This is a genomic window from Acinetobacter puyangensis, from assembly GCF_900096995.1.
GTDB lineage: Bacteria > Pseudomonadota > Gammaproteobacteria > Pseudomonadales > Moraxellaceae > Acinetobacter > Acinetobacter puyangensis.
This window is the reverse complement of sequence record NZ_OANT01000004.1, coordinates 260,561-277,870: the sequence shown is the minus strand read 5'-3', so window position 1 is coordinate 277,870 and position 17,310 is coordinate 260,561. Positions and strand designations below refer to the sequence as shown.

The following is a 17,310-nucleotide window of genomic DNA, read 5'->3' as shown; positions in this document are numbered from 1 at the left end:
TCATGTTGTCTCGTTGGGTTAGACAAATTTTACAAGCCACTGTCTATGATGTCGCAATAGAATCCCCTCTCGAAGCAGCACCAAAAATTAGTCAACGCTTAAATAATAACATTCGTTTTAAGCGAGAAGATTTACAACCGGTTTTTTCGTTTAAATTACGCGGTGCCTACAACCGTATTAGCCAAGTGCCAAAAGATCAATTACAACGGGGTGTAATTTGTGCTTCGGCAGGCAATCATGCGCAAGGTGTTGCCCTGTCCGGACAAAAACTGGGGGTGCCGGCAATCATCGTGATGCCAAGTACCACACCGGATATCAAAATCGAAGCGGTAAAACGTCTGGGCGGCACAGTGGTGTTACATGGTGATAGTTTTGATGTTTCCAATCGCTATGCCCAGCAACGTGCCAAAGATGAAGGTCTGGTCTTTATTCCACCTTATGATGACGAACTGGTGATTGCAGGACAAGGCACCATTGCCAATGAAATCCTTCGGCAGTGGCGCGATGTTGACTATGTCTTTGTTGCGGTAGGCGGTGGTGGTCTGATTTCAGGGGTTGCAGCTTATCTGGGTGAAGTGGCACCGCATGTCAAAGTGGTTGCCGTGGAATATGATGAATCGGCCTGTTTAAAAGCAGCGCTGGAAAGTGGCGAACGTGTGGTGTTGCCTTCGGTCGGTTTATTTGCCGATGGTACAGCAGTTGCACAAATCGGTGAATTACCGTTTGAAGTGATTCGTTTACCTAAATCTGATAATTCCGGACCAATCGTCGAACCCGATGTAGTCACTGTTAACACCGATGAAATCTGTGCTGCCATCAAGGATACCTTTGATGAGAATCGTAGCATTGTCGAACCATCGGGTGCCATGGCACTGGCAGGTATTAAGAAATATGTGGCACAGCATAAACTGCACGATAAAAACATGGTGTCGATTGTCTGTGGTGCCAACATGAATTTTGACCGTTTGCGTTATATTGCCGAACGTACCGAACTGGGCGAACACAAGGAAGCCATTTTTGCAGTGTCCATGCCGGAACAACAAGGCGCATTCCTGCAATTTTGCAGGGCATTGCAGGGTCGTAATATTACCGAATTTAATTATCGCTATAATGGCAGTAATGACGCACAGGTTTTTGTCGGCATTAGTCTAAAAGGTGGTGAACAGGAACGGCAGGATATTTTTGCCCGCTTACAGCAAAATTATGATGTGTCCGATTTATCTGATGATGAAGTGGCAAAACTGCATATTCGTTATTTAATTGGTGGTCATGGACATCTTAATGATGAACGCCTGTTCCGTGTCGAATTTCCGGAACGTCCCGGTGCCTTGTTGACCTTCCTTGAACGTCTGGGCCCGGATCATAATATCAGCCTGTTCCACTATCGCAATCATGGTGCAGCAGAAGGTCGTGTATTGATGGGACTGGAATCGGGCGTCAAAAGCAGCAATGGCACAGATCCGTTAATTGATACGCTACAGCAAATTAATTATCCATTTGTGGAAATTAGTCAAAACGAAGGCTATAAACGCTTCTTAAAATAAATTGTAGGATGAAAGCTGAATGTATGCTTGATTCAGCTTTCATTTTAAGATCATCTCGATTGCTTCCAGATATAGAGATTTATTTATGTACTCGCCACAAAAGGGTAAAACCGGTCTGATCCGCATCTTAAATGCTTGGTCCTACTCTATGTCTGGATTTAAAGCAGCGTTTCAAAATGAAGCAGCGTTTCGTCAAGTGGTCTGGATTAACCTTATCCTCATTCCAGTAACTTTTTTTCTTGATGTTTCACCCGTTGAACATGTGATATTAATCATCGTATGTTTGCTTTCACTCATTGTTGAACTGTTTAATTCTGCTATTGAAGCCGTAGTGGATCGTATTTCGCTGGATAAGCATGAATTATCAAAACGTGCCAAAGATATGGGTAGTGCAGCCCAATTTGTTTCGCTGAGTATTATTTTTATCACTTGGGTTATTATTCTATTGAAATAATAGGTTAAATTATATGCAAAATATTCAAAAAGGGATCTACCGTCACTATAAAGGCCAGCTTTATCAGGTGTTTGGTGTTGCACGGCACAGCGAAACAGAAGAGTTGATGGTAGTCTATCAATGTCTGTATGGTGAATATCAATTATGGTTAAGACCATTCGACATGTTTATAGAAAACGTAACACTCGATAATGGCAATGTCGTCCCACGTTTTGAATTTATTCAGGAAAATTTTTAAACAGACACAAAATAATGCCTTTCGTTTTAAGTTATTTTGAATATTTTTTCATTGTTAAATCATTCATCATATTTATTCTGATAAAACTGGAGCGCATGTTCATCACGTTGTGGCGTAATTTTCTTGCCAATATAATGCGAATCATTATAACCCACCAGAATAATATGGGCATGTAATTCCAGTTCGCCAAATTCCGGCTCAACCTGAACATAATGTACGCCACCCATATGATCTTTCACTTGCGCATTGGCACTGGCACCCGGTTTTGCCTGACCACTGACAATGGTGGCAAAACGCCCGACCAGATCAACCTGACAACTGGTTTGACTGGGCTGAATCACCTGATCCAGACAATGAATCATAAACAGGGTGAAAAACCACGCCATAATAAAAGCGGGAATAAAAATCAGGCTGGAACTGATAAATGCTTTATGAAATGCAAAAAAACTCAGCTGAATAAAATAACCGGCATAGCTTAAATTAATCAGAAAAAATAACAGAATGATAAAACGGGAAATTTGTACTTTCAGTAAAGGCGAATCTTTAATCCACGATGGAATCACTGTGCGAATAAAATTAGAGGGACGATATCCAATATAAATCCCGATGGTTTCCCCGATAATCAACACAAAAATTGCCACCACACAAAAATGAAATGGCAATAATGCAGAATCGAAAAACAACTCGGGTAACATTATGAATGATCCGAATCGTTTAGATAAATGCCGCCATCAGAATGAATTTCGATATCGACCTTGGTCAATGATTCACCTTGACAAGGTCCCCAAATACATTCTCCATCTTCGACATTAAACAAAGCACCATGGGTCGAACAGATAATATATTCTTTGTCCATGTCCAGAAACTGGTCTTCCATATACTCAAGACTGACCTGTAAATGCGGACAGATATTTTTATAGGCAAAAAAAGAACCATCACGCTGGGTGATCAGAATTTCTCCCAGCGGTGTGTCAAATCCACGAGCTTCACGCTCCTGTACATCATCTGTCTGGCAAATTAAATACATGGCGACCTCTTGTCTATTGATTATCTTTACTGACAATTATCTTTACTGACAACTATTCTCTGCTGGCGATGATCACGACTCAAGCTGCCCGGCAATATCCTGATATTGTTGATAACTTAAGCGCGGACCATATTGACTCACTACCTTGGCTGCAACTATATTACCAATTTTGGCAGCCTGTTCCACAGTTTTGTCCTGTGTCAGTGCATATAAAAATCCACCGGCAAAGGCATCACCTGCCCCATTACTGTCCAGTGCCTCGACAGCTTCACCGACCACCATTTGAATGCTACGATTTTTCGCCCCGATCAATGCGCCCTTGCTGCCCAGCGTAATCACCACGGTTTGCGCGATATTCAACAAAGCTTCTGATGCCTGTTCAATGCTTAACGCCTTGGTGTACATCAATGCTTCCTGTTCATTACAGAATAATACATCGACGCCATCATCAATCAATTGATCCAGACCGGATTTGGCATATTGCACCATGGCTGGGTCTGAAAGTGAAATTGCAATTTTTACGCCATGTGCCTTGGCAAGCTGACGAGCCTCTGCAACGGCCTGATGTGCAGTCGGGCTGGTTGCCAAGTAGCCTTCAATATACAGCCATTTTGCCTGTTTCAGCGGTTCATAATCAATTTGTTCGGGGCTTAGTTCAGCTGTAATACCTAAATAGGTGTACATGGTACGTTCGCCATCTGGCGTAACCATGACAATACAGGTTCCGGTTTGTCCTTCACTCAGCGATTTTTGATGGGTCTGTACCTTTACTTGTTGCAAATCATGCAAATAAAAGTTTGCCAGTGCATCATTACCCACCCGACAGGCATAAAAACTTGTGCCACCCAATGCGCTAAATGCAACCGTGGTATTTGCAGCAGAACCGCCACTCGCTTGCCCTTTATGTGTGGCTTGAGATAAGTTTTTAACCAGCTGGGCTTGTTGCTCGGCATCGCAAAGTTGCATGGTTCCTTTGACCAATTGTGCATTTTGCAGGAATTGATCATCCACCAAAAATTCCTGATCTACCAATGCATTACCAATAGAAAAAAGCTCAACACTTGCCATAGCAACAGATCCCGATAAAAAATTTTGCCTAGAGTAGCACGAAAGCTCAAAGGCTATAATAGTGATCCAGGCATTTCATCTAAAAAAGCAAATTTGAGATTCTATCCATTAGCTTGCATTCGCACACAAGTTTCGGTATAAAAAATAGTCCGAATAATACGCATAAAAAAAATATCAACAAAGCCCAAGGAATTAATCCAATTAATTCGCTATACTTTCCTGCAATATCAAATATCGTCCTGTGCAATTTTTTATGTTGCATCATGATTTAAGCTATGGAGTTTTTATGACCAACACCTGTTCAAACCTGGCACAGAATACCATTCACCCTGCTTTTGAATTGGTGCGTCAACAATTTATCGATGCCCTCTCAACCACTGTTTATGAATTTCGGCATAAAGTCACTGGTGCAGTGCATTATCATCTTGCCAATGATAATGATGAAAACGTGTTTTTGGTGGCATTTCGTACCCAACCGATGGATTCCAAAGGCGAAGCACATATTCTTGAACATACTGCGCTGTGTGGTTCAAAAAAATATCCTGTCCGTGATCCGTTCTTTTCCATGATTAAACGCTCACTCAATACCTTTATGAATGCGTTTACCGCAGCAGACTGGACTGCTTATCCATTTGCGACCCAAAATAAAAAAGATTTTGACAATTTATTATCGGTTTATCTCGATGCAGCTTTTTTTGCCAATTTAAATCAACTGGACTTTTTACAAGAAGGCATTCGGGTTGAATTTGAAAATGATAAACCAGTATTTAAAGGCATTGTGTTTAATGAAATGAAAGGTGCATGTAGTGCGCCAACCGATCAGCTTTATCATAAACTGGCACAGCATCTTTATCCGCAAACTACCTATCATTATAATTCCGGCGGTGATCCCAAAGATATTCTGGATCTTAGCTATCAGGAACTGCTTGATTTTTATAAAAGTCATTACCATCCGTCCAATGCTGTCTTTATGACCTTTGGTGATGCAGACATTTATGATTTACATGAAAAGTTTGAACAACAGGCACTAAAACATTTTGAAAAAGGCCATACCCTTTATTCTGTTCCAGAAAAACGTCTGACTCAGCCGATTCAAGTGAATGAACACTATGCCATGGATGAAGACGACTTAAGTCAAAAAACCTATCATGTGCTGTCATGGTTATTGCCTGAAACCAATCATGTCAAATTACGTCTAGGCATGCGGCTGGTGGAAGGGATCTTACTGGAAAATTCTGCTGCACCATTAAGAAACTATCTGGAAACCAGTAAACTTGGTCAATCCACCGGCCCATTGATGGGGACCGATGACAGTAATTTCGAGATGACCTTCTATTGTGGTATTCAAGGTTCTGAAGCAGACAAAGCCGATGAATTTGAACAAGGGGTCATGGCAATCTTGAAGGATGTTGCATCTAAACCGATTGACCGCGATACCATTGATGCGATTTTACACCAGATTGAACTGCATCAGCGTGAAGTGGATGGTGATGGAACACCTTATGGTTTAAGCTTGATTTTTAACGGTATGAGTGGTGCAATCCATCATGGCGATCCGATTACCGTCTGGGATGTGGATCAAGCCCTTGCCGATGTCAAACAGGAACTGGAAGACCCAATGTGGTTATCACAATTAATCCAGACCTATTTGATTGATAATCCACATCGGGTTCGACTCACATTGATTCCAGACAATCAGCAATCTCAACGTGACCGGGATGAAGAACAGGCACGTCTTGATCAACTTGACCGCAGCTTAAGTCCCGAACAACGTGAGCAGATCATTCAACAGACCGAAGCCTTAAAACAGCATCAGGCCACGCCGGATGATCTCGAATTATTACCAAAAGTTACACTGGCAGACATCCCAGCCGAGCTTAAACATGCCGATGCCATTGCCGAACAGATTGATCTTGATGGTCAAACTGTTCCTGTACATTTGTACCATGCTGGGACCAATGGTTTATTCTATCAACAGGTTTTGATTCATTTACCTGATGATGTGGTGCTGTCACCCTATTTTAATCTGTTAAGTATGCTGATGGGCGAAGTCGGTGCAGGTGAATATGATTATCTGCAATTACAACAGCAACAAACCGCAATTAGTGGCGGTGTAGGTATGGGCTTAAGTCTGCGTAGTCAAATCGATGATAAAAACCAGATCAGTGCCTTTCTTACCCTGACCACCAAAGCACTCAACCATCATGTTGCAGCAATGGATTTATTAAAAACTGCATTTACCGAAATGCGTTTTGATGAAAAAGACCGTATTCTTGAGCTATTACAACAACGTAAAGCACGCTGGCAATCCCGGATTTCTGGTTCTGGGCATAGTTATGCCATGCAGACCGCACAACGCAATATGAGCGCACTGGCCAAACGTGATTATCAAAATACCGGTTTACCTGCACTGCGCTGGTTAAGCCAGTTGATTGAAGACATTCAACAGGATGAGCAGCGTTATCATGATTTCGTTCAAAAGTTGCAGCAGATCCATCAACGGATTTTACAGTCTTCTAAATCATTCCTTCTGGTCTGTGAAACACAACAAAGTGATCAGCTTTTGCAACATCTGCAACAGGTCTGGTCACAACAGCAACACATTGAACAGACAACAGCAATTCAGAATCCCGAATTTGTAGAAGATCAACAGGATCAAGCCTGGTTAATTCAGACCAATGTACAATTCTGTGCCAGTGCATACCCTGCTGTCGATATTGTGCATCCCGATGCAGCCGCATTTATGGTGCTGGGTCCATATTTACGCAATGGTTATTTACATGGCGCTATTCGTGAACAAGGCGGTGCGTATGGTGGCGGTGCAGGCTACGATAGTAATGCCTGCGCATTCCGATTCTATAGCTACCGTGATCCACGTCTAAGTGAAACCTTTGATGACTTCAATCGCGCTATTGACTGGCTGTTAAATAGCGAACAGCAGGATTATCAATTGGAAGAAGCTATATTAGGCCTGATTGCCAGTATGGATAAACCAGGCTCACCCGCAGGCGAAGCCATTACCGCATGTTATGCTGCCTTACATGGTCGTGATCATGACTTTAGACAACATCTGCGCCAGTCTATTCTCGCTGTGACTTTAAGTGATTTAAGACGCATCACCAAACAATATTTACTTGATCAACACCCTGTCCGTGCAGTGGTTGCACCAGCTTCCCGTCAGGAAGAATTATTGCAACTTGGTTTTAACATTCAGAAAATTAATTAAAATGGATCGCATATGAAGACTCAATTCATATTGAAAAAACCGTTGTTATACATGACCACTGTACTGGGCGTCATGAGTACAGCTCATATACATGCCGAAACAATAGTCGCAACAGTCGCACAACCTACTGCCCCACAACCTGCCGCGCCGCAAGCGTGTGTAGGTCTGCCCTCCAATAATGACCGTCTGGCGTGTTATGATGCGATCTTTCGGCCTGTGCCTGTGCAACCTGAAACCTTAAGTATTAGCGAACAGGCTGCGGTTGATGCGAGTCGCGTAAAAACTGCCGAGCAGCAACAGGCGCAACCGACAACACAAAAAATTGCAGAAGCCATTCGAAATTATGATTTATTTGGCGCAGCGCCACAGTTTGATCCGACTAGTTCCTTATTAGATCAACGCTGGGAATTGTCAGAAAAGTCAAAACTGGGCACATGGCAACTGCGTGCCTATCAGCCGGTTTATTTATTACCAGCAATGTGGACTTCTGATAAAAATGAAACCCCTTATAGCCCAAATCCACAAAACACGGTTACCGAGCCACAAAATCTAAAAAGTACTGAAACTAAATTTCAGCTTTCTTTAAAAACTAAAGCTGTGGAAAATATTTTTGGTGACAATGGCGATGTATGGATCGGGTACACCCAATCTTCACGCTGGCAAGTCTATAACAGTGAAGCATCACGTCCGTTTCGTGAAACCAACTACGAGCCTGAAGCCAGTATTATTTTCCGTACCAACTATAATTTACTTGGTCTACATGGTCGTTTACTTGGTCTGTCATTGAATCATCAATCCAATGGCCGATCAGATCCATTTTCACGTAGCTGGAATCGGGCGATTTTGAATATTGGCTTTGAAAAAAATAATTTTGCTTTGATGCTACGTCCTTGGTATCGTTTTGAAGAAGATGCCGATGATGACAATAACCCTGATATCAAAAACTATATTGGTCGTGGTGATTTAACCGCAAACTACAAATGGAAAGACCATCAATTTTCATTGATGTTACGTCATAGTTTAAAAGGCGGTGATGATAGCCATGGCGCGGCACAATTTGACTGGGCATTTCCATTATCAGGTTCACTGCGTGGACATTTACAGATATTTGATGGCTATGGAGAAAGCCTGATTGATTACAACCATCGGGCGACGTATGTGGGTTTAGGCGTTTCACTGATGAACTGGTTCTAATCGCAAAGAACATTAATAAAAAATCTTGATCTACCTATCGAGCAATCGGTAGGTTTTTTTTATATATAAAAATCAATACAAAAAAATAAAATATGAATCCTACATATCTTAGGGTTTATTCTTATGCTGTGTTTCTCTCAGCAATTTAAAACTTAAACGAAATAAAATGAATAAAACAAAAATGCTGACAAGCAACAACGCGATAATTAAAAATTTCATTTATCTTTCAATCCCACCATAAAAAAGCCCTATCATGAAGATAGAGCTTTTAGTGCTAAAGCACAATATTATTTTGCTTGATCTAAAATAGAGAACAATTTTGCCTGTACATTGTCGATGGCATCTAAACCGTTGACTTTATCATAAGTCGGTGCATTATCAGTTGCATGAGTACGACCTTGGTAATAGCCAACCAGTTGCTCGGTTTCGGAATGATAGGAAGCCAGACGTTTACGAATTGTTTCTTCGAGATCATCCGGACGTTGTACCAAATCTTCACCGGTTTCATCATCTTTGCCTTCCACTTTTGGCGGATTGTAAATGGTATGATAAATACGACCAGATGCCGGATGCTGACGACGACCAGAAAGACGTTTTACAATTTCTTCATCCGGTACTTCAATTTCAATCACATGATCAATCTTGATCCCTTCTTTTTCCAATGCTTCTGCTTGAGGAATGGTACGTGGAAAACCATCAAAGATGCAGCCATTTGCACAATCAGGCTGCGCAATACGTTCTTTTACCAAACCAATAATCAGTTCATCAGAAACCAATCCACCATTTTCCATTACAGACTTTGCTTGTAAACCAAGCTCCGTCCCTTCACGAATCGCAGCACGAAGCATGTCGCCTGTAGAGATTTGTGGGATATTGTAGCGCTTACAGATCAACTGAGCTTGAGTTCCTTTTCCTGCCCCAGGTGGTCCAAGTAATATAATGCGCATAAAAAACATCCTCATAAACAAGAGTAATTAACAAAATTTTGCATGTGGAACATTAGCCAAAAGACTAACTGCAAGGCATTTTGGGATATGCTATTTTAAAGCCCCAATTATAAAAATGCTATAAATAAGTGAATCAGACCAGCAGCAAAGCCAGTTACGCCACCTAATAAAATCAAAATCCATTCGTCTTCCTGAAATGCAGGACGTAACAAATTTTGAAATTCTTTTGGGGTAAGCAAACGAATCCGATCCCTAAACATCGCAAAGATCTTTTGAGCCCGACTCGCATTAAACCCTGGATCACAAATTGGAACCATCGTAATTTCAATTGAGCGATCAATCAAGTCTGTTTTTAATTTTGCGTATTCACTTGGGCCAATTGACAATTGCAAAGAGGTGCGGACAATCGGGGTTTCCATGATTTGATTGACATGCCTTTTGATAATACGACGTGTTTTTATACTTTTTTCACCATACATCATTTCAGTCATAATTGACTTTAAAGTAATTAAATCGGTGGTGACCACTTCTGAGAAAACCACCGAAACCTCATCTTGGCGCTTCATAAATGCACCTTGAATATTATAGGTTCCTATACGCGGCACAACAGGTTTAATCCATGGAAACTTATGATCTTTTGTTCTTTCAAAAAATTGAGGATAACGAACAGGATGCGGTTCAACCGGATTGAATACCATCCAAATTGCAATCCAATTGGTCAAAAAGCCCCAGATCGCAGCGAAGAAAGGAACCGTCCAGTGCTGCGGGATAAAAATATACACAAACATCTGGATAATACCAAAAAATGAACCAATCAAAGCACTGATATGCCAGATAAAGTTAATTTCTTTCTGTCCCACTTTAAGGAACATCCGCACCATGAGCCGACGGTCGTTTTCCATCTGATTGACCACCATGCTACGCATATCAACCAGATTTTCGACATTATAGGTCAGCTCTGTGACCAGATCAGTTAAAACTACAGGCAATTGATTATGAGCCTGCGCATAGATACGGCGTTTAATCGAATAAGGTAAGTTTTCCCAGAGTACAGCCCTGCGCTCCATCATGACTTCATCAATCAGGTGCTCAAGTTCAAACCCTACTTGCTCACCAATGATACGAGCCATATCCTGTGGATCCATTGCTTCAAGAAATTCGCGCAATGAACCCAGTTTAGACAACGTATTGTCAGTAATAATGCCGGATATCCGCCCGGCCTTGCGGGGCACAATACCTTGCCATCCGATTGGCAATGAACCGATATGAAAACCCCAAAACTGAATGGGGTAAAACACCATTTTAAGTGCCATCCAGACATGTGCCCAGGTTACAAACGCCGTAACAGGCACAATACTTAAAATAGCCCAAAAATCAGGTCGACTAGCAAATATTTGCCATTCGGTTGCTATATACTCTAGCATCGATCTCTCTCAATTATTGTTTCATGGCTAAAACTTTGCCCAGTTGTTCACGTTAAAACACATCAAAACTTAAACTATAAGCAAACTGTAATTGTGGTTCTGTGGATTTCTTACTACCATTCTTTCCAACCACTTTTTCCGCAGCACCAACGCCAACACTAAAACTACTAATACGTTCTCTATCCAACAGCACATAGGCCAAATCTACGCCTCCGCCCAATCTTTGATAGTACTTGCCATCGACACTGACATTATCAAGATGACCGGCATAAACGCCAAAGTAATAGCCATTTAAATCTGTGCCTGTGAGAAAGTAGGGATAGCGAAAACCCAGTTGTGCGCCCACTTCATTGTCGCCATTGACGAATGCACCTACTTTAGCATAAGCAATGCCATAAGGATTGACCCATTCGGCATTGACATGTAATAGTTTTTGCGTCAAACCCAAACCGACATATCCTTGTTTGGTTTTCACACTGTGCTCTTTTAATTTTGGTTCGGGCAAAGTAGGTAAAAAATCACTTAATTTTGCCTGTGTCACTCCTGCAACCATTAATCCCAGCAACAATAAACCTGTTTTCTTCAATTTTTATCTCCGCTTTTTCCCTAAAGCACAAGGTGAAATATTGTCTATTATTCAATCTAACACACCCTTTCAATGAGAATGTAGCAGAAAACAGAGCAAAGCTATAGGACTAAACCTTTTAAATCATCTGTCTGTAGAGTCAAATAAAGCAAGATTGAGGCTTAAACTAAAGCAAAAAGATATATACCTTGTGTAGTTGTTTAGATAGAATAGTTCTGTTTCGATTTTGCATACCATCATGAGCAAGTACCCTACGCCCATAAAAAACATACAGCAAGAAAAAAAGATTTTTCGTGGCCGCATTTATTTTGCTATTGGATTGGTGTCGGTTTTTATCCTGATCTTAGTGCTTCGCTACGGCTATCTGCAACTGTATCAACACGAACATTTCCAGACTGTTTCCGACAGTAATCGTATTCGCCTACAAGCATTACCGCCTGCCCGTGGCTATATTTATGATCGCAATGGTATTTTACTGGCCGATAATTTCCCGGTCTTTAGTGCAGTTATTAGCCGTGCCGATATTGCAGATGTGGAAGACACAATACGCCAACTCATTCCAATTTTTCATTTAACCGATGAAGACATCGAACAATTTCAAAAACGAGCCAAAACTGCGCGTAAAACCGAAGTATTGTCCATTAAAATGAATTTGAGTGAAGCGGAAATTGCCAAATTCAGTGAATTAAAACAAAACTTCCCCGGGGTACGTATTGAAACGCAAATGACTCGTTATTACCCGCATGGCGACTTGTTTGCACATGTGATTGGTTATGTCGGCAGAATTAATGATAAAGAATTAAAGACATTAGATAAAGACCTCTATGCCGGTACCAATCTAATTGGAAAAATCGGCGTTGAGAAATCTTACGAATATTTACTGCATGGTAAACCCGGTTATGAATCTGTCGAAGCTGATGCACATAGCAATATTTTAAGGCATTTGGGACGCAAGGAAGCAATACGCGGCAACGATCTCTACCTTTCTCTGGACTATGGTCTACAAATGGTTGCTTCCGAACAAATGGTTGGAAAGCGTGGTGCTGTGGTTGCCATAGACCCCAATACAGGTGAAATTTTAGCATTGGTTTCAGGTCCGAGCTTTAATCCCAACTTATTTGTCACGGGAATTAGCCACACGGACTACCGTGCGCTGAGTGACAATCTGGATCAGCCGCTCTATAACCGTGCTGTACAAGGGTCTTATCCACCGGGATCAACCATCAAACCGATGGAAGCCATGGGCGGTCTGCATTATAAATATATCGACTGGAATACCAAAATTTTCGATCCGGGTTATTTTCATTTACCCGGCGATAGCCATAAATTCCGTGACTGGAAAAAAAGCGGTCATGGTGTGGTCGATATTCATAAAGCGATTGTACAATCATGTGACACATTCTTTTATGTGCTGTCCTATCAGATGGGCATTGATAAAATGCACACATGGATGTCGCAATTTGGTTTTGGACAGAAAACCGGCGTTGATCTTCCTAGCGAAAGTTCCGGACTATATCCATCTCCGGAATGGAAAATGCGTACCCGCAATAAACCATGGCTAAAAGGTGAAACCATCTCGGTCAGTATTGGTCAGGGCGCATTTACCGCCACGCCTTTACAACTTGCCCTTGCAACTGCTATCACTGCTAATTATGGACAGCATGTTAAACCGCATGTCTTGAGAGAAACCAAAGGCGAAAAAGTGCTAAAAGTGCTGCATGGCAGTGATTATAAGATCGATTTTAATGGGACGCAGGATGACTGGAACAAAATGCATGACGCCATGGTTGCGGTAATCAATGGCGGTACAGGTAAAGGCATACGTACGCCACTTTATTCGATTGCAGGTAAAACCGGTACGGCACAGGTTAAAAGTATTGCACAGGGTAAACGCTATAATGAAGCTTTACTTAAAGAGCGTGAATATGATCACGGTTTGTTTGTCGGTTTCGCGCCTGCGGATCAGCCGAAAATTGCTGTGGCCGTGATCTGGGAAAATGGTCGACATGGTGGTTCGGCAGCAAAGATTGCCAAACCGATCTTTGACTACTGGTTATTAAAACGTGAAAAAGATCCAATCAAACCGGCTCCTCTTGCAGTCAATGGTGGATTGATGACAGCGGGTGCTAAGCCTGCCGAATTACCCACCAATGGTTTACTACAAGACACACCAACAACGCCAGCCAGTCATACACCTGCTGCTGAGGATGAAGAATGAAAAATCAGTTGCGTATTATTGGCGGTGAATTTAAACGGCGCCAGTTACCTTTTGCCACCCTAGATGGCTTACGTCCTACGCCAGATCGCATTCGTGAAACGCTTTTTAACTGGCTCATGTGGGATATTCAGGGTGCAAAAGTTCTGGATCTCTGTGCCGGTTCTGGTGCATTAGGTTTTGAAGCCTTATCACGGGGTGCCAAACAAGTGGTGATGATCGAACCAAATCCACAACAAAGCAAATTTTTAAAACAGAATATTGCTGTCCTCAAAACCGAACAGGTGCAAATTATACAAACCACTGCGCAACAGGCTTTGGCAACACTGCATGAAAATTTTGATCTGGTTTTTTTAGATCCGCCCTATGCGTTAAATTTATGGCAGGAACTGGCTGAACAAGTCAATCCAAAATTAAATAAAGATGCACTAATCTATGTTGAAGCTAACCAAGATCTGAATACCCTGACATTACCCGTAGACTGGAAACTCATTAAAAATACCAAAGCTGGTGTGGTTAAAGCTGGATTATTCCAAAAAATATAGGGTCTATTGACATTTGATAAATAGATTGCGTTGTAGGCTAAAATTTCTTCAGCCCCTAATCTCTCCATAAAATATCCCATATTATACTTTTCGAATAAATCGACTTAAATCTATACGAATTAAGAAAAAGGGATTAAAATACGCGACTAAAGTACTATGTGTTCTAAATTGAGAATAGCAAACTCGATTTGGTGATTCATAGGAAATCATCAAAAATATCAATTTATTCAGCACTTAGAATGATCTTCATTGGTAAAGGCATTATTTTTATTAATTAAGATCATTTATATTGCACATACCTTAACCCTAAGGTGAAAATATATGACAAATAACGCTGTTTCCAATAAAAAGGCAGTCTATCTTAATGTGTTTCGACTTTTATTTGTTTTACTCACATTAATTATTGCTGTTGCACTTATTTTTGGTGGCATAAAATTACTGAGTCTTGGTGGCTCTAGTTATTACTTAATTGCTGGTGTTGCATATCTTGCAATTGCAGTACTTTATTTGCTACGCAACAAAATAGGTTTATGGCTATCGATTATTACCTATATTGCCACAGTCATCTGGGCATTCTATGAAGTTCAAGCATTTGATTACTGGCAATTATTACCCCGTCTGGTGATTCCAACAATTATTGTCGTACTCAGTCTATGGTTAAACCCTATCTTTAAAACAGTGACCGTAGGAGCAGGAAGAGTTGCCAATTATATTGGTCTTGCTGGCTTTCTAGGTTGTGTTGCTGCACTCGTTGCCGCATTTTTTCCACACGGAAAAATTTATAATCCAGTCGATATTGTACCTGACCAAAGTAAAGCAACTATCAATCCAGATAATCCTGAAAACTGGGATCATTTTGGCCGTAATGCAACAGGTACGCGTTTCGCCCCTTATGATCAAATTACGCCGGAAAATGTTAACCAATTACAAGTTGCTTGGACCTATCGGACTGGTCGTCAAACCACAGGCGCAGGTATCGGCGTAGATGAAAACACACCGCTACAAATTGGCGATACACTTTATTCTTGTACGCCACAAAACATTATTACTGCAATTGATGGTGATACTGGTCAGGCAAAATGGAAGTTCGATCCGAAATCCCGTACTGCTGAACATGTGACCTGTCGTGCAGTTGCCTATTATGATGTCAATAAAGATACAACTTTATCGGCAACAGACAAGGCAAAATATACCACTGGTGAATGTCAGCAACGTATCGTGGTGTCTTCGGTTGATTCACGTTTATTCGCACTGGATGCCCATACTGGTGAGCTGTGTGCAGGTTTTGGTGACAATGGTTTTGTTGATCTTGATCATCAAATGGGTCCCACAGAAAAAAGTAAACGCTACCACCCGACTTCTGTTCCGGTGTTAATGGGACATAATGCAGTGATTGGCGGCTGGGTACGTGACATCATGCATGGTGAGCCATCAGGTGTAGTCCGTGCCTATAATGTTTTGGATGGTTCTCTTGCTTGGGCTTGGGATGTTGGTAATCCAAATGATACAGGTGCGCCAGCGGCAGATAAAACCTATACACTTGAAACACCGAATATGTGGACTATTCCCACTTATGATAAAGACCTTAATCTGGTTTATTTACCCACAGGTAATGGACCACCAGATTATTGGGGTGGTGATCGTGGGCCTGCAAAAGAGAAATTTGGTTCGGCTGTAGTTGCTGTAGATGCATCAACAGGTAAAACCAAATGGTCATATCAAATTGTGCATCATGATGTATGGGATTATGACTTACCATCACAACCCGTACTTTATGATGTCACCAATGATCAGGGTGAAAAAGTGCCTGCGTTAATCCAGACCACAAAAATGGGACATATTTTTGTGCTGGATCGTCGTACTGGTCAACCTGTAACTAAAGTGGAAGAACGTCCAGTACCGACTTCTCCACATGCGGTGGGTGAAAAACTTTCTCCAACACAACCATTCTCAGTCGGTATGCCAATCATTGGTGCAGAAACTTTAACCGAAAAAAGCATGTGGGGTGTCAGTACTTTTGATCAATTGTATTGTCGCATCAAATTTAAAGATTCGATTTATCAGGGTCCATTCACCCCGCCAACCGAAAAGCCTTATATTGAATGGCCAAGTCTATTGGGTGGTATGAACTGGGGTGGTATTACCATTGATGAGCGTACCAATGTTATGTATGTCAATGATATGCGCATGCCACTTCGGATGGCGCTGGTAAGTCAGGAAGAAGCGAAAAAATATAAAGTTTCGACTGATGAAGTGCCCGGATTTATGGGAACCATTCGTCCGCAAATTGGTGGTATTTATGGTGGTGTCCGTATCGATATTTTACAGTCTCCACTCGGTATTCCATGTAACAACCCACCATTTGGTACCATGAGTGCGATTGATCTGAATAGTAAAAAACTGATCTGGCAAGTACCAATGGGTACTGCAAAAGAGCTTGGTCCATTCGGCATTAAATCACATCTGCCAATGCCAATCGGTATGCCAACTTTGGGCGGTCCGACGTCTACAGCATCTGGTCTGATTTTCTTTGCAGGTACACAAGATTATTATCTTCGTGCGCTTGATTCGAAAACCGGGAAAGAAGTCTGGAAAGCGGCTCTCCCTGTTGCTGCGGTTGCTGCGCCATTGATTTATCAGTCACCTAAGACCGGTAAACAATACGTCGTTATTTCCGCAGGTGGTGCAAGTCATTCCAAAGATGTTGGTGATTATATTATTGCCTATGCCTTACCGGACAATTTAATAAAAAAATAAAGATTGATTAAATTAAATACTTCCCTAAATTTATGCACATAGGTTTAGGGATTTTTTATGCCCAAACATAAAAAATGGCATATCC

At 41.5% G+C, this 17,310-nt stretch carries 14 protein-coding genes; 8 read left to right on the top strand and 6 right to left on the bottom strand.

Annotation, left to right across the window (positions count from 1 at the left end; translation table 11 throughout):
* The first annotated feature begins 2 nt into the window (after positions 1 to 2).
* The 3 genes from ilvA (at position 3) to CRO21_RS09800 (ending at position 2,236) form a co-directional block, all read left to right on the top strand.
* Positions 3 to 1,544 (top strand): threonine ammonia-lyase, biosynthetic, encoded by a 1,542-nt coding sequence (ilvA, locus tag CRO21_RS09810; RefSeq protein ID WP_097079127.1) that lies wholly within the window; start codon positions 3 to 5, stop codon positions 1,542 to 1,544.
* An 85-nt stretch (positions 1,545 to 1,629) separates the two neighbouring features.
* Positions 1,630 to 1,998 (top strand): diacylglycerol kinase, encoded by a 369-nt coding sequence (locus CRO21_RS09805; protein WP_097079126.1) that lies wholly within the window; start codon positions 1,630 to 1,632, stop codon positions 1,996 to 1,998.
* A gap of 13 nt (positions 1,999 to 2,011) precedes the next feature.
* Positions 2,012 to 2,236 carry a DUF1653 domain-containing protein gene (locus CRO21_RS09800; protein WP_097079125.1) on the top strand — a complete coding sequence of 75 codons (225 nt, stop codon included), beginning with the start codon at positions 2,012 to 2,014 and terminating at the stop codon, positions 2,234 to 2,236.
* A gap of 59 nt (positions 2,237 to 2,295) precedes the next feature.
* Here CRO21_RS09800 and CRO21_RS09795 read toward each other — a convergent pair whose 3' ends face one another.
* The 3 genes from CRO21_RS09795 to CRO21_RS09785 form a co-directional block, all read right to left on the bottom strand.
* Positions 2,296 to 2,931, bottom strand: coding sequence for an OB-fold-containig protein (locus CRO21_RS09795; protein ID WP_097079124.1), 636 nt, complete (start codon positions 2,929 to 2,931; stop codon positions 2,296 to 2,298).
* On the bottom strand, positions 2,931 to 3,263 hold the full coding sequence (locus CRO21_RS09790) for a Rieske (2Fe-2S) protein (RefSeq protein ID WP_097079123.1): 333 nt from the start codon (positions 3,261 to 3,263) through the stop codon (positions 2,931 to 2,933). Before CRO21_RS09790 ends, CRO21_RS09795 begins: the two co-directional genes overlap by 1 nt.
* A gap of 72 nt (positions 3,264 to 3,335) precedes the next feature.
* Positions 3,336 to 4,331 carry an adenosine kinase gene (locus CRO21_RS09785; RefSeq protein WP_097079122.1) on the bottom strand — a complete coding sequence of 332 codons (996 nt, stop codon included), beginning with the start codon at positions 4,329 to 4,331 and terminating at the stop codon, positions 3,336 to 3,338.
* A gap of 286 nt (positions 4,332 to 4,617) precedes the next feature.
* Here CRO21_RS09785 and CRO21_RS09780 point away from each other — a divergent pair, with 286 nt between their 5' ends.
* Positions 4,618 to 7,557 (top strand): insulinase family protein, encoded by a 2,940-nt coding sequence (locus tag CRO21_RS09780; RefSeq protein ID WP_097079121.1) that lies wholly within the window; start codon positions 4,618 to 4,620, stop codon positions 7,555 to 7,557.
* A gap of 72 nt (positions 7,558 to 7,629) precedes the next feature.
* The gene (locus tag CRO21_RS09775; RefSeq protein WP_228150412.1) at positions 7,630 to 8,751 is read left to right on the top strand and encodes a phospholipase A; all 1,122 of its coding nucleotides are present in this window, start codon (positions 7,630 to 7,632) and stop codon (positions 8,749 to 8,751) included.
* A gap of 287 nt (positions 8,752 to 9,038) precedes the next feature.
* On the opposite strand, the gene adk is transcribed toward CRO21_RS09775, so the two are convergent.
* The 3 genes from adk to CRO21_RS09760 all read right to left on the bottom strand — a co-directional run bounded on the left by adk (position 9,039) and on the right by CRO21_RS09760 (position 11,708).
* Positions 9,039 to 9,698: an adenylate kinase gene (gene adk, locus CRO21_RS09770; RefSeq protein WP_097079119.1), complete on the bottom strand. Its 660-nt coding sequence runs from the start codon at positions 9,696 to 9,698 to the stop codon at positions 9,039 to 9,041.
* Positions 9,699 to 9,805: 107 nt separating this feature from the next.
* Entirely contained in the window at positions 9,806 to 11,122 is a 1,317-nt protein-coding gene (locus tag CRO21_RS09765) for a hypothetical protein (RefSeq protein ID WP_097079118.1), read from the bottom strand.
* A gap of 52 nt (positions 11,123 to 11,174) precedes the next feature.
* Positions 11,175 to 11,708 carry a hypothetical protein gene (locus CRO21_RS09760; protein WP_378234987.1) on the bottom strand — a complete coding sequence of 178 codons (534 nt, stop codon included), beginning with the start codon at positions 11,706 to 11,708 and terminating at the stop codon, positions 11,175 to 11,177.
* Between the two features lie 238 nt (positions 11,709 to 11,946).
* Between CRO21_RS09760 and mrdA the strand changes: the two genes are divergently transcribed.
* The 3 genes from mrdA to CRO21_RS09745 all read left to right on the top strand — a co-directional run bounded on the left by mrdA (position 11,947) and on the right by CRO21_RS09745 (position 17,225).
* A complete protein-coding gene (gene mrdA, locus CRO21_RS09755) occupies positions 11,947 to 13,926 on the top strand; it encodes a penicillin-binding protein 2 (RefSeq protein WP_097079117.1) in 1,980 nt (659 codons plus the stop codon).
* Positions 13,923 to 14,468 carry a 16S rRNA (guanine(966)-N(2))-methyltransferase RsmD gene (gene rsmD, locus CRO21_RS09750; RefSeq protein ID WP_097079116.1) on the top strand — a complete coding sequence of 182 codons (546 nt, stop codon included), beginning with the start codon at positions 13,923 to 13,925 and terminating at the stop codon, positions 14,466 to 14,468. Before mrdA ends, rsmD begins: the two co-directional genes overlap by 4 nt.
* Before the next feature lie 321 nt (positions 14,469 to 14,789).
* Entirely contained in the window at positions 14,790 to 17,225 is a 2,436-nt protein-coding gene (locus CRO21_RS09745; protein ID WP_097079115.1) for a membrane-bound PQQ-dependent dehydrogenase, glucose/quinate/shikimate family, read from the top strand.
* Positions 17,226 to 17,310 lie beyond the last annotated feature (85 nt).